Source organism: Zavarzinia sp. CC-PAN008 (assembly GCF_051903925.1).
Lineage (GTDB): Bacteria > Pseudomonadota > Alphaproteobacteria > Zavarziniales > Zavarziniaceae.
The window spans coordinates 1,331,098-1,344,918 of record NZ_CP173678.1; the positions used below are offsets into that span (position 1 = coordinate 1,331,098).

Annotated in this window: 9 protein-coding genes and 1 pseudogene; 5 read left to right on the forward strand and 5 right to left on the reverse strand. The window is 70.7% G+C overall.

What is annotated here, in order from left to right; all coding sequences use genetic code 11:
• Window positions 1–101 precede the first annotated feature (101 nt).
• Window positions 102–500: a YybH family protein gene (locus tag ACI6GS_RS06380; protein WP_439816949.1), complete on the reverse strand. Its 399-nt coding sequence runs from the start codon at window positions 498–500 to the stop codon at window positions 102–104.
• A gap of 30 nt (window positions 501–530) precedes the next feature.
• Window positions 531–1,181: a TetR/AcrR family transcriptional regulator gene (locus tag ACI6GS_RS06385; RefSeq protein ID WP_439816950.1), complete on the reverse strand. Its 651-nt coding sequence runs from the start codon at window positions 1,179–1,181 to the stop codon at window positions 531–533.
• A gap of 70 nt (window positions 1,182–1,251) precedes the next feature.
• Between ACI6GS_RS06385 and ACI6GS_RS06390 the strand changes: the two genes are divergently transcribed.
• Together ACI6GS_RS06390 and ACI6GS_RS06395 are read left to right on the forward strand one after the other, a co-directional pair.
• Window positions 1,252–2,712: an efflux transporter outer membrane subunit gene (locus ACI6GS_RS06390; RefSeq protein ID WP_439816951.1), complete on the forward strand. Its 1,461-nt coding sequence runs from the start codon at window positions 1,252–1,254 to the stop codon at window positions 2,710–2,712.
• Between the two features lie 137 nt (window positions 2,713–2,849).
• Window positions 2,850–3,617 (forward strand): enoyl-CoA hydratase-related protein, encoded by a 768-nt coding sequence (locus tag ACI6GS_RS06395; protein ID WP_439816952.1) that lies wholly within the window; start codon window positions 2,850–2,852, stop codon window positions 3,615–3,617.
• A gap of 78 nt (window positions 3,618–3,695) precedes the next feature.
• Here the strand turns inward: ACI6GS_RS06395 and ACI6GS_RS06400 are convergent, their stop codons facing one another.
• Window positions 3,696–7,451 carry an AAA family ATPase gene (locus ACI6GS_RS06400; protein ID WP_439816953.1) on the reverse strand — a complete coding sequence of 1,252 codons (3,756 nt, stop codon included), beginning with the start codon at window positions 7,449–7,451 and terminating at the stop codon, window positions 3,696–3,698.
• 3 nt (window positions 7,452–7,454) lie between these two features.
• A complete protein-coding gene (locus ACI6GS_RS06405) occupies window positions 7,455–8,714 on the reverse strand; it encodes a metallophosphoesterase family protein (RefSeq protein WP_439817939.1) in 1,260 nt (419 codons plus the stop codon).
• Window positions 8,715–8,910: 196 nt separating this feature from the next.
• Between ACI6GS_RS06405 and ACI6GS_RS06410 the strand changes: the two genes are divergently transcribed.
• The 3 genes from ACI6GS_RS06410 (at window position 8,911) to ACI6GS_RS06420 (ending at window position 13,242) form a co-directional block, all read left to right on the forward strand.
• Window positions 8,911–10,323 (forward strand): FAD/NAD(P)-binding protein, encoded by a 1,413-nt coding sequence (locus ACI6GS_RS06410; RefSeq protein ID WP_439816954.1) that lies wholly within the window; start codon window positions 8,911–8,913, stop codon window positions 10,321–10,323.
• Complete coding sequence (gcvA, locus tag ACI6GS_RS06415; protein ID WP_439816955.1) at window positions 10,313–11,239, forward strand: transcriptional regulator GcvA; 927 nt, start codon at window positions 10,313–10,315, stop codon at window positions 11,237–11,239. Before ACI6GS_RS06410 ends, gcvA begins: the two co-directional genes overlap by 11 nt.
• A 344-nt stretch (window positions 11,240–11,583) precedes the next feature.
• Entirely contained in the window at window positions 11,584–13,242 is a 1,659-nt protein-coding gene (locus ACI6GS_RS06420) for a tyrosine-type recombinase/integrase (protein ID WP_439816956.1), read from the forward strand.
• A 170-nt stretch (window positions 13,243–13,412) separates the two neighbouring features.
• Here ACI6GS_RS06420 and ACI6GS_RS06425 read toward each other — a convergent pair.
• Window positions 13,413–13,766 (reverse strand): annotated as a pseudogene (locus ACI6GS_RS06425) (transposase); the annotation flags it as partial.
• Between the last annotated feature and the right edge of the window lie 55 nt (window positions 13,767–13,821).

A 13,821-nucleotide genomic window follows, 5' to 3' on the forward strand; every position in this document is an offset into this window, starting at 1 on the left:
AGGCCACGATAATGCTGAACAGTGATGAAACCGTCAAGTCGTCACATTTCATCCGTCATCATATCTGACCTGGGGCTGCCCTCCGAACCCGCCGCGGAAACCTAGCGAGGCGTCGTGATCGGATCGGCGTGGCGGTGCACCAGCATCCAGGCGTCATCTTCCAGCCGGAAGACGCTTGTGACGCGGAGCGCGTTCGAGCTGGCTTCGCCGTCCCTCACGGTCTGCGCGTGCTCGACGTCGACCACCACGGCAAGGGTGTCGGACAGGTAGGTTGCGATGGGATCGGGGGGCGACGCCGTGCCGTCGCGCATCCGCCCGGCGGCACCGGCCAGGGCGGCCCGCACCTTGTCCTGCCCCTTGGCGAATGGACCGAACGGGTTTCCCCAGGTCACGTCGTCGGCACGGGACAACAGGGCCAAGTAACCGCCACTGTCGCCCTTGACCATTGAATCAAGTGCGGCGCGATTCTGGGCAATGGCGTCTTCGAGTGTTCTTGTCATTGCTGCCCTCCCTCAGCAGAAGATCATGGACTATTTGCGAAGTCCGGCCAGGACCAGGCGCGCGGTCACGGCAGCCATCCTGACCAGGTCGACGCGGCCGATTTCCGTTTCCAGGACCAGGGGATGCGCGAACTGGATCAGGGTGTAGGCGACGGCGTCCACCGTCTCGTCCAGGGGTGTTTCCGTTTCGAACGTGCCGTCCGCACGGCCGTCGCCAATGATCCGGCGCATGACGCCGCGCATTGTCTGCTTGTGCGTGTCGACCGCGGGAAAACGACTTGAGCAGCCGACCCGGACCAGGTCGTAAAGCTGGCGGTCGTTGAAGAACAGGTTGACGCTCTCGCTCAGAAGCGTCTGGTAGACGCGAGCGAAACGCGTTGGCGCTGGATCGTCGGATTCGGCAACGGACCACAAGGCCTTGCCGATCTTGGCAAGTGTGGTGCTGCACACGGCCTCCAGGATTGCCATCTTGGAATCGTAGAACTTGTAGATATAGGCCGTGGAGACATCGAGTTCGCCGGCAATGTCGGCGACCGTCGTCTTGGCATAGCCGTGGCGACGGAAACGCTCCTCCGCCGCCTGGACGATCAGGGCGTGCATCTCGTGCGGGGTGTCGCCGCGCCGGCCGTCATCCTTGGCCGCGCGGGGGCGGGCGTGCAGCGGCTTGGGCTCAAGGGCCATGGGCGGATCCTGGCATTGACGAAGAATGAACTATCACGATAATCGTCATTCGTCACCTCGGAGCTGGGCCATGGCACGACTTTTCCCGACACTGCTTGCCGGCGGCACGCTGCTGCTGGCGGCTGGGTGCACGGTCGGACCCGACTATCACCGGCCCGAGGTTGCCTCCGCCACGACATTCCGTGCCGCCGCCGCGGAGCAGGGGCGCGGCGCAGCCCCCGCCCCGGCGGCGGAGACGTGGTGGCGCGGCTTTGATGATCCCCTCCTCACCCGGGTGGTGGAACGCGCCCTGGCCGCCAACCTGGACATTGCGCAGGCCCTGGCCCGCCTGGACCAGGCGGCCGTCGCGGCGCGCCTGGCGCGGGCCGACCTGCTGCCCGCGGGAGCGGTCGACGGCGGGGCCGGCGTCTCGCGCGGGTCGCTGGAGGGAGCGGATGGTGCCAGCCTGCGCCAGCCGGGCGTCGACCGGGTGCAGGACTTCTACAGCCTTGGCGCCGCCGCCAGCTGGGAGCTGGACCTGTTCGGGGGCGAGCGCCGGGGGCTGGAGGCCGCCCAGGCCCAGGCCGAGGCGGCCGCCGCCGGTGTTGGCGCGGCGCGCGTGACCGTGGCGGCCGAGGCGGCGGATGCGTACCTGCAGGCCCGGACGCTGCAGAACCGGCTGGACATCCTGACGCAACAGGTCGCCAACCAGGAGCGCCTGCGCGAGCTGGTGCGCTTGCGGCTGGAGCGGGGCATCGCCGCCCGTCGCGAACTGGACCAGGTGGAGACGCTGCTGTCGCAAAGCCGCGCCGGCCTGCCCGCGGTGCGCGCGGGGCTGGAGGCGCAGCTGAACCGCCTGGACGTCCTGATGGGCGCTGTACCCGGAACATGGCGCGCGGAACTCGCCGCCTCGCAGCCGCTGCCTCGGGCGCCGCGCATCGCGGGGCTGGACGATGCGACCGCCCTGCTGCGCCAGCGCCCGGACGTGGTCGCGGCCGAGCGGCAGCTGGCCGCCGCCAATGCCCGGATCGGCGAGGCGACGGCCGAGTATTATCCGAAGTTCTCGCTCTCCGCCCTGCTGGGCTTCGACTCGCTGAGTGCGGGCAACCTGCTGACGGCGGGCGGCCTTCAGGCGCAGGGGCTGCTGGGCCTGCGTTGGCGCCTGTTCGATTTCGCCCGGGTCGACGCCCAGGTGGCCGGGGCGGAGGCCGGCACGCGGGAGGCGCTGGCCGCCTATCGCCAATCCGTCCTGCGCGCGGCCGAGGATGTGGAGACGGCCATCGTCGCCCTGGTCGAGAGCGAGGCCCAGGCCCGCGAGCTGGAGAATTCCGTCGCCTCGGCCGAGCGGGCGCGCCTGGCCGTCCATGACGCCTATGCCGGCGGCGCGGTTAGCGTGATCGAGGTGCTGGACGCGGAACGGCAGGAACTGGCGGCGGAAGACGGCCTGGTTCAGGCCCGCGGCCAGGCCGTGCGCGCGGCGGTGCGCAGCTTCCGGGCGCTGGGCGCCGGCTGGACCCCGGACCCGACCCAGGTCGCCACCGCCTCCTGGTGACGGGCGCCGCTCCGTCGGTTTGGTGCTGGGCCGTCTCGTCGCAGGATGCGGGCGGGACATCGCGCCGCAGGTCGGCTATTGACCCCCCGGACCGGCCACTGGCACCACAGCCGGGCAGAACAAGAGGAGGAGCGGCAATGGCAGCTGTCGAATTCGAGAAGCGCGACCGGATCGCGTTCATCACCCTGAACCGGCCAGAGGCCCGCAACGCCGTCAACGGCGACGTCGCCAGCGGCATGGAAGCGGCCCTGGACGCGGTCGAGAGCGATCCCGACATCTGGGTCGCGATCCTGTCGGGCAACGGCGCCGCGTTCTGCGCCGGTGCCGACCTGAAGGAGATCGCGGCCGGAAACGGCGCCAAGCTGGGCACCGCCAAGGGCGGCTTTGCCGGCATCGTGCGGCGCGCCCGGACCAAGCCGCTGATCGCGGCGATCGAGGGCAGCGCGCTGGCCGGCGGCACCGAGATCGCGCTGAGCTGCGACATGATCGTCTGCGCCGAGACGACCAATTTCGGCCTGCCGGAGACGAAGCGGTCGCTGGTCGCGGGTGCGGGCGGGCTGTTCCGGCTGCCCCGCGCCATCGGCATGGCGCCGGCGCTGGAGGCGATCATCACGGGCGACCCGATCCCCGCGAAGCGCGCCTACGAGCTGGGCATGGTCAACCAGGTCGTGGCACCGGGGAAGGTGATGGAGGCGGCCATCGCCCTGGCGACGCGCTGCACCGCCGCCGCCCCGATCGCAGCGCAGCTGAGCCGCAGCGTCGCCATCCGCGCCTTCAGCGAGCCGGACGAGACGTTGTGGGCAGCCAGCGGCGCTGCCTTCCAGGAGGCCGCGAAGACCGAGGACTATCACGAAGGGCCGAAGGCGTTCATCGAGAAGCGTCCGCCGGTCTGGAAGGGCCGCTGATCCGCACCAGCGGGCCGGTCTGATGCCGTACCCCGCGCTGTGCGACCGGTCGCGCAGCGCAGGGTACGGCGTGACCGTTTAGCCAGGAGGCGGCGCGTCGGTCCGGATGACGGAGCGGCCGCCGCCACGGCGCTCGACCCGGATCTGGACCGCGATTCGCTCGATCATCGCGGCGACATGGGTGATGACGCCGACCCGCCGCCCGCCACCCTGCAGCGCCTCCAGCGCCGTGATGGCGACTTCCAGCGTCTCCGCGTCCAGGGCGCCGAAGCCCTCGTCGATGAACAGCGTGTCGACGAAGGCGCTGCGCCCCTCCAGTCCCGACAGCGCCAGCGCCAGGGCCAGCGAGACGAGAAAGCGCTCGCCGCCCGACAGGCTGCGCGTCGCGCGCACCTGGTCGCCCATGTCGCGATCGACGACATGCAGGCCAAGCTCTGCTCCTGCCGCGCGCAGCAGGCGATAGCGCGGATTGAGGGCGTCGAGCTGGATATTGGCCAGCTGGACAAGGTGCTCCAGCGTGATGCCCTGGACGAAGCGGCGGAAGCGGTCGCCCGTGGGCGCGCCGATCGCCTCGTTCACGGTGCCCCAGGGGGCATAGGCCGCGCGCTCCGTCGCCAGCTGCTGGTCCAGGTCGCGGACCCTGTCGCGCAGGGCGTCGTCCGCCTCCAGCTGCGCCTTGATCCGCCCAACCGTCTCCCTGAGCCCGGTCACGGCCTGTTCAATCGCGGCCAGGGCCGTCGTGAGTGCCGCGTCGTCCAGGCCTGGCGCCAGGTCCCGGCGCAGCTGCGCCACGTCGTCCTGGCGTTGGCCATGCAGCACGCGCGCCTGGGCCAGCGCCCTGTCCAGGGCATCGGCCTGGGCGCGGAGCCTGTCGCGCTCCGCCACCGGGACGGCCAGCAGGGCGCGGGCCTGGGCTGCGTCCCAGCCCTGGGCGCGGCAGGCCTGGTCAAGGGCGGCGTCCGCGGTATCCGCCAGGGCGGCCGCATGGGACGCCGCGTGGGTCGTGTCCCCCGCCCGCCCGGCCGCCGCGGACAGAGCCGTCGCTGCGTCTTGCGCGGTGGCGCGTGCCGCGTCGAGCGCCTGCTCCGCCGTCTGCACCGCCTGGGTCAGCCGGGATCGGTGCGGCGCCGTCGCCTCGCCCGCCAACAGCCCGGCGCGGGCATCGCGCAGACCGTCGCGTGCCGCCTGGCGCTCCGCCGCGCGTGCCGCGGTCGCGGTGGCCTGGGCCTGGGCCGCGACCAGGGCCTGCGCTGCGGCGGCAGCACGCGGCCGCAGCGTGGCCAGCGCCTGGTCAAGGCGCACCACCTCGGCCCTGGCGGTGCGCCAGGCCTGGGCGAGGTCGCGCACAGTGCGGATCGCCAGCGCTGGGCGCGCCTCCAGGTCGGCCGGATCGAGTCCGGCCTGGCGCAGGCTGGGTTCCAGCTCGCGCGCCAGCGAGGTCAAGCGCTCGGCCAGGTCATCCTCCTGGGTGGCGAGCCGCGTGGCCTCCAGCTGCAAGGCCTGGATCTGACCGGCGCGCGTCTGGGCGGCGCTGTCCAGCCCGTCCAGCGTGACGCGCACCAGATCCAGCTGGCGGCGCAAATCGCGGTCCGCGCGCTCCAGGTCCGCCGCCTGGTCCAGCAGCGGCTTCAGCGCCTGGCGCGCGCTGTGCGCGGCGGCGGCATGATGCTCCAGCAGGTCTGCGGCGTCCGCCAGCCCGGCCGAGGGCGACGGCGCCAGGCCGGCCACCGCAAGGGCTGTGCACAGCGCCGGATGCAGCGTCCCATAGCTGGCCGCCGCCGCCTGGCGCCGGGCTGCCGCCTGGGCGCCGGCCGCCGTTGCATTGGCGTGCCGTCCAGCGGCCGCGGCCTCGCCCTGCGCAGCCTCCAGCAACTCGGCCTCCAGGCGGGCAAGGTCGCAATCGAGCGCCTGGCGCTGCTGGCGGATCGTTTCCGCCAGCCGTCCCAGGCTGTCCGGCTGGGTCGCGACCGGGTGCTCGGCGGCGCCGCAGACGGGACAAGGCTGGCCGTGCACCAGGACGGCACGCAGGTGCAGCGCCTGCTCCGACACCGCCTGTTCCGCCAGGTCCACCATGGGAAGCAGTGCGCCCCGCGCGGTGCGCAGGGCCTGGGCCTGGTCCGTCAGCCGGGACAGGTGGCCCGCCGCGTCGGCGCGGGCGCTGGCGGCGGCCTGTGCGTCGCCCTCCGCCCTGCGTTCGTCCGCCATTGCCTGGCGCCGATCGGCGGCGAGGCGGCACGCCTGGTCCAGGGGGCCCAGGACGTCGCGCAATCCGGCCTCGCGCCGGGCAAGGGCGGGCGCGTCCAGGCCATCCAGGCTGGCCTGCACCTCGGTGATCGCCTGGGTCAGGCGGTCGTGCTCGGCGACATGGGTGGCGCGGCGGGTCGCGTCCTCGCCCGCCTGTGCCGTGGCCAGCGCCAGGGCGTTTGCCTTGGCCCTGGCCTGGTCTCGACCCCGGGCAAGTGCTGCGGACAGATCCTGGTGCTTGGCGATGCGGGTGGCCAGGTCATCCTCCCGCGCGGCCAGGGTTTCGTGCCCCGCGCGGGCGTCAAGCCGGGCGCATGCCGCCTCATGCGCGGCAAGGGCCTCGGCCAGTTCCCGCGCCGCCGTCGCGTCGGCCCGCGTGTGCTGCGCGGCGAGATCGGCGGCCGCGACTGCCTGCTGCGCCGCCTGGGCCAGTTCGTGTTCGGCCGCGCGCAGCTCGACGTCCAGGCGGTCCGCCTCGGCCCACAGGGGCTGGGCTTCGGCCACCGCGGCGGTGGCGGCGGCGCGCGCCGTCTGCCGCTCGGTCAGGGCGGCGCCGGCCGCGGCGTTGTCGGCGGTTGCCTGCGCCAGCCTCGCCAGGGCCTCCCCTGCGGCGGCGGCCAGGTTCTGCGCGGTGCGTCGCGCGTCCTGGGCTGCCTGGGCCGGGCCGCGCAGTGCCTCGACCGCCGTCAGGGTGGCCAGGCGATCGCGCGTCGCGGCGCCTGCGTCAAAGGCGACTTGGGCGGCGGCGACCGCTTCGCCGGCCGCTGTCTGCAGGTGCTCCGCCTCGGCCAGGCGCGCCAGCTGGGCCCGCCGTGCGGCCAGCGCGGCGCGCTCCGCATCCTGGTTGGCGACGGCCTGCGCGGCGGCGGCCAGCTCGGCCTCCAGGACGGCGCGCGCCTCGTACTCCAGCACGCCGATCGCCTCGCGCTGGCGGACCAGGTCGTCCAGGGCCCGCCGCCGCTGCTCGGCCTGGCCATGGACCAGGGTCGAGATGCGGGCATAGACGCCGGTGCCCGTGATCTTCTCCAGCAGTTCCGCGCGCTCGTTCTCGCGCGCCATCAGGAACGTGTCGAACTCGCCCTGGGCCAGCAGCACGGTGCGGCGGAACTGATCGAAGGTCAGGCCGGTCAGACGCTCCACCTCCTCGCCGATCTGGGTCCGGGTACCGCCGATGGCGCTGCCCGTGGACAGGCAGCGCAGCTCGCGCTCGTCGAACTGAAGCCGGCCATCGGCCCGGTCGCGGGCGCGGCGGACGCGCCAGATGGCGCGATAGGTGCGTCCGTCCTGGGCAACGAAGTCCACCTCCGCGCGGCCGGCGCCGGCCCCGCGGCGCAGGATGGCGCGCGGGTCCTTGGCCGAGATGACGGTGCCGCTGGGGTCGGGAACGTCCTCCTGCCGGCCGACGTCGACGCGCGGATACTGGCCAAACAGGGCCAGGCACAACGCATCCAGAATGGTCGACTTGCCGGCCCCGGTCTCGCCCGTGATGGCGAACAGGCCGGTGCCCGCCAGGGGCTCGGCCTCCAGGTCGATGGTGAAGGGGGCCGCCAGGCTGGCCAGGTTCTCGCCGCCGATCCGCAGGATGCGCATGGCTCAACCCTCCGCCGCCGCCAGGGCCTGGACCTGGTGGAACACCGCCATCTCCGCCTCGTCCGGGTCGCGCTGCTGCCGCGCGGCAAAGGCCAGTCGGAACAGGTCTTCCGCCGCGTGGTCGGACAACGGCTTCAGCGGGTCCGCCACGACCAGCGGTGCGGGCTGCGCCAGTGGGGCCGCCCGTGCCTCGACCAGGCGCAGGGGCAGGGCCTCCGCCAGGCGGTCGGCTTCCTCGCGGAAGCCGGACCCCAGGCCCTCGCGCGCCAGGCGCACCTGGACGAAGGGCTGCTGCTCCACCGCCAGGTCGGGCGGCAAAGCCAGGCGCGTGACCAGCGCCTGCAGGGCGGCGCCCAGCTCGGACAGGCGCAGCTCGCCCTGCTCGGGCAGGCGCAGGAACGGTACGGGCCGCGCCAGGGGAAGGTGTTCGGTCGCGACCCGGGTCCCGTCAAGCGTCACCAGCGTCACGCCATGGGCATAGCCCAGTTCGGTCGCGGACAGCGGGAAGAGCGAGCCCGAATAGCGCACCCGCCCCCCGCCCAGGTCCTGCGCCCGGTGCAGATGGCCCAGCGCGACATAGGCGATCTCGGCGGGAAAGACATCGGGCGGCACGGCGTGCTGCCCGCCCACCAGGATGCGCCGTTCCGCCCCTTCGGACTCCAGGCCGCCCGCCACATGCAGGTGACCGGTCGCGATCAGCGGACAGCCCGCCACCTGGTCGCGCACGGCGTCCAGCATCTCGGCATAGAGCTGGCGCACGGCCCGCACGATCTGGCTCTCGCCACCCCCCGTCTCCTCCAGCCGGGTCAGCCCGGGCAGGCAGGCGGCGGTGGGGTAGGACAGGGCCAGGACATGGGCGGCCACGCTGCCCCCGGCGTCGCGCAGCGGCACCAGATGGCGCCGGCTGTCCACCAGGCCCTCCTGTCGCCGCACATTGCCCACGACATGGACATTGAATGCCCGCAGCAGGTCGCGCGGGGCCTCCAGCCGGCCGGCGGCGTCGTGGTTGCCGGCGACCACGACCATGGTCATGGCGGGACGCGCGGCGTGCAGGTCGCGCAGCGTCTCGTACAGCAGGCGCAGCGCCTCGCCCGACGGATTCTGGCTGTCGAACACGTCGCCGGCGATGATCAGGGCGTCGGCCGCCTGCTCCACGACTAGGCGGCACAGGTCCGCGAACACGGCCCGGTGTTCCCGCTCGCGCCCGTGGCCGCGCAGGCTTTGCCCGATGTGCCAGTCGCTGGTGTGGATCAGTCGCAGCATCGTCACGTCAGGCATCAGGGAAGGGGGGCCGCCGCCACGGCGGGGCCGTCCTGGACCTTAGCGGCAATGGCCGGTGATTCGCAGGGGCGCGCCGCCGGGAGGCGGCTTGTGCACCGGCGCACAATAACTCTATAATCTCTATCGAATTAATAGTCTTTAAGTGGTCCGCTGACCGGACGCGGGCGGAAAGGGATGGATGCGGGTCGGGATCGTGGGCGCCGGCTTCACAGGCGCGCTCCTGGCGGTGCAGTTGCTGCGGCGGGCGCCCAGTGTCAGTGCGGTCTACCTGCTGGAGCGGGCGGGCGCGTTCGGCCGTGGCCTGGCCTATGGCACCGAGCATCGCAGCCACCTGCTCAACGTCCGCGTCGCCAACATGAGCGCGTTCGAGGATGACCCCTCTCATTTCCTGCGCTGGCTCTGGGCCCAGGGCAATCCGGCCGAGGCGCGCGCAGCGATCCCGCCCTCTGGCCATGCCTTCGTCTCGCGCGGAACCTTCGGTGCCTATGTCGAGGCGATGCTGGCGGAGGCGGTCGCGGCGGCACCCCTGGCGCGCTTTGCAGCACTGCAGGACACGGTGACCGGCCTGGCCGCGCACGAGGGGGGCGGTCTGGACCTGGACCTGGCGGGGGGCACGCGCCTGACGGTCGATGCTGCGGTGCTGTGCGTCGGCAACTTCCCCCCGGCTGTCCCCACGACGGTGGCGGTCGCGGCCGGTGGCGGCGACCGGCTGATCGCGGATCCCTGGGACGTCGGCCGGCTGGATGCGATCGCAAGTGATGCCGCCGTGGCGATCCTCGGCTCTGGCCTGACCATGGTCGACGTGGTCCTGACCCTGCGCGAGCGCGGGCATCGCGGACCGATCACGGCAGTCTCCCGGCGCGGCCTGCTGCCCCATGTCCATGCCCAGACGCGCCCCTGGCCCCGCTTCCTGGGCGAGCGGCCGGCCCGGCCCACCGTGCTGGGCCTGCTGCGGCGCGTTCGCGGCGAGGTCGCGCGGGCGGAGGCGGCACCCGGCGGCTATGACTGGCGCAGCGTGGTCGATGCCATCCGCCCCGACATCCAGGCCATCTGGCAGGCGCTGCACGATGGCGAGCGCCAGCGCTTCCTGCGGCACCTGCGGCCCTTCTGGGACATCCATCGCCATCGCATGGCGCCGGCCAGCGCCGCGACGATCGATCGCCTGCTGCGCGCGGGCACCCTGCGTGTCATCGCTGGCCGCCTGCGGGGCATCACCCTCGATCCCCGTGGCGTGCAGGTCCGTGTCCAGCCGCGCGCGGCCGAGCTCCAGGTGGTGGAGGCCCAGCACGTCATCAACTGTGCCGGCCCGCGCAGCGATTACGCGGCGATCGCGGATCCCCTGATCGTCGACCTGCTCGCCCGCGGGTTGGCGCGGCCCGACCCATGCCGCCTGGGGCTGGAGGTCGATCACAGCAATCGCGTCATTGCGGCCGACGGTCAGGCAGGCCTGCCGCTCTATGCCCTGGGGCCGCCGACGCGCGGACGCTACTGGGAGATCACGGCGGTGCCCGACATCCGCCGTCAGGTCGCCGACTTCGCCGCGCACTGGGCCGCGGCCCATCCTGCCGAGGAGACATCGCATGGAGCCTGATCGCGCCCGCGCGCTGCGCCGCCTGCCGCCGCTGGCGGCGCTGCGCGCATTCGAGGTCGTGGCGCGCTGCGGCTCGATCGCGGCCGCGGCGGACGAACTCCTGGTGACCCCGGCCGCCGTCAAGCACCAGGTGCGCCAGCTCGAAGGGGTGATGGGCATTCGCCTGTTCAACCGCGCCGGGCGCGGCCTGATCCTGACCGATGCCGGGCTGGCGCTGCTGCCCGGCATAAGGGAGGGTTTCGACCGTTTGATCGAGGCGGTCTATGGCCGGCCGGAGAACGTTCCGGCGGGTGAGGTGCGGGTCAGCGTGGCGCCCTCCTTCGCCGCGAAATGGCTGCTGCCGCGCCTGGCCCGCTTTGCCGAGCGCTGGCCCCTGATCGACGTCCGGGTCGAGGCGAGCGAGCGTCTGGTCGCCTTCCCCAGCCCCACGATCGACCTGGCGATCCGCTATGGCGCGGGCCGCGCGCCGGGCCTTCATGTCGAGCGCCTGCTGGACGAAAGCGTGGTGCCGGTCGCGGCGCCCGAACTGGTGCAGCGCCGCGCCCTGGCGTCGCCTGCCGACCTGGCGGGCGTGTCGCTGCTGCATGATGACAGCGTGGCCGACGATCCCACCTGCCCCGACTGGTCGATGTGGCTGAAGGCGGCCCATGTGGCCGACGTGGATGGGACGCGCGGCCCGCGCTTCACCCAGTCGGCGCTGGCGATCGACGCCGCGGCGCAGGGCCTGGGCGTCGCCCTGGCCAAGAAGCGGCTGGCGGCGGGCGACATCGCCTCTGGCCGCCTGGCGGCGCTGTTCGACTCCCATGTCGACCTGGCATTTGCCTACTACCTGGTGGTGCCGGCGGCGAACCTCGATCTGGCACGCGTCCGGGCCTTCGCGACCTGGCTGCGGGAGGAGGCAGCCAAAGCCACCTGAACGCCGTGGAGGTCGCCTTCCCGGGGGTGGCTCTCGCCGCTCGGGCAGTGCTGCAGTACGCCGATTCAGCTCAGCCTGGTGGCGGCATCGGGTGTTCGAGTCCTGGCCGGGGCTTCTGCACAAACGGGCCGACGGTACTGCGATCGCAGTCGTTCCGACATTGCGGGATAAAGCCCCGATCCCCGCGGCGCTCGGAAATCCAGGTGAGGGGTCGGTGGCGGAGAGGGTGGGACTCTTGGGGGCCATCAGGTAGGGTGTTGGAGATACTTACACATTTGAATTTATTGAGAAAATGTGCCATTGAATGTACCAAATTGTGTACCAACGATCTGTGGATAAGTCAAATGCCTTTTGCTCCGAACGTTCGCCTGCGCAAAGGCACATACTACGCTCGGAAGGCCGTTCCAAAGTCGCTTCAGAGCATCATCGGCGCGGTTGAGCTCACTGAGATCATCGGGCACGACGAGCGGTCGGCTCGAATGCGCCATCCCGCGGTCATCGCTGCCTTCAACGAACGTCTGAAGGCCGCGGCAGCGGAATTTAAGGCGCGCAGGTGGGCGGGTGCCAAGGTTGCCCGGTCCGTAGAGGCTCTGGCTCGAGAGCACTATGAGCGTGAGTTGAAGGTGGATGCGCACGAACGCGCGGTTAGCCGAGACGGGTCGCTTGGGTGGATCGTTGATTCGCGCCCTGCTTATGAGCGGGCGCTGAGAGATCACCTTGCGGTAGGGGAGACGGTCCTGATCCAGCACGCCGCAGACGACATGATCGAGCGATACAAGCTGCCGATCCAGCGCGGCACCCTTGAGTACCAGAATCTGTGTATGGCACTCCAGCGCGCTCAGCTCGAAGCGGTGATGCGATTCCAGGAGCGTGACGAGGGTGACTACGGAGGCCAGCCTAACGATCCGATCGTGCGGCCCGCCGAGAGCGGTCAGGCTGTCACAGGCGAAAGCTTCCGGTCGACGGGCAGCCCTGATGCACATAGGCCCTTGAGCGCGCTGCTAAGCCTCTTCCAGTCTGAACGCGTTGCTACTGTTGCTACAAAGCGGGAACAGGTGGTGGCCGTGCGTATGTTCGAGGATTTCTTGGCCGGGCCGAAGTCGGTTGCGGAGATCACTAAGAATGATCTGATCTCTTACAAGCGATTCCTGCTACAGGTCCCTACAAACGCGGCCAAGCGTTTCCCCGGTAAGTCGCTGCGTGAGGCTGTCGAAGCGAATGACAGACGGGCCGCGCCGTTTGAACGGTTATCTCCGGGTACGATCAACGACAAGTGGTTGGCCCATCTGAAGGCGCTCTTGGCGTGGTGCGTGTCAAATGGGATCATCGCGGACAACCCTGGCGCAGGTGTCACGGTTGACCGTGGGCGCGGTCAGCAGAAGCAAGCTCGAACCGCCTTCAGCCCGGACCAGCTCAAGGCAATTTTCAGTATGGACCTGTTCACTCAACCGGTTAAGGGCACGCACGCTTGGGCGCTGCTTCTGGCGTTGTACACGGGCGCCAGGGCGGGTGAACTCGGGCAGCTCGAAGTTGCCGATGTGATCGAGGTTGAGGGGGTGGCCTGCATCCGCGTCCATGACGAAGGCGAAGGGCGAAGCGTTAAGACCAACGCGAGCCGCCGCCTAATCCCCCTGCACTCTGATTTGATCCGCCTGGGCTTCCTGAACTACGTCACGGCCTTGAAAGTGGCCAAGCAGAAGCGTGTCTTTCCCGACTGGTTGCCTGTCGGCACCGCGCATTCCTATGCCAACAGTTTGCCCCGGTGGTTCAATCGCACGGTCTGCGCCCAATTGAATATCGATCCCAAGCGGACGCCCTTTCACGCTTTCCGCCACACCTGCAAAACTAGACTGGCAATGGCGGGTGTGCCGCGCCAGCTATCCGACCAAATCACAGGCCATATCGATGGGTCAGTTGCAGCGCGCTATGAGCACGCTGGGTCGATCACACAGTTGGCATCAGCGATAAACTGCCTGAGTTACCCAGAACTCTTTAGTCGATGAATGCAATTATTGAGCCGTCCAACATGATCATGTTCCTGCGCGTGGTGTAGGAGCGGGGCGATTGTCACCGCTCTCCAGCAGGACCGGCCTGGTCAGTCGGCCAGGGTTGGCAGGCTGACGAGGGAATCATCGGCGATGGCGGCGACACTTTCCAGGGTCATGTAGCGGCAGACTAGGTCGTCGACCGAGCGGGTTGTGATGCCCGGGACAAAGGCCTCCTGTATGACCGCCGTCAGGGCCTTCTCCGCCAAGCGGCGCGGCTCCAGGAACCTGGGAGGTAGCTGCTTTGCGCAGCTTGGGGGTGCGCAGTTCGACCGTCCCCGGCCGGGTCTCCCAATCGGGCTCGCAATAGTCATTGCGCTGCGCCAGCCGGTCCGGGCCCTTCTCGCCCAGGCCAGCGCCCGTCGTCGCCGTCAAGTCCAGCTCCATCAGCCGCTGGGCGGCACAGCCGATCATCTCCGCAAGAGATCGGTGTCGGCACTCTTCTCCATCAGCACGCGCAGGGCCATCGTGTCTCCGGTCATCGTCGGGTCCTCAGCCGAAGGTTGTGTCTTCAAACCCAACCCAATCGGAGATCCG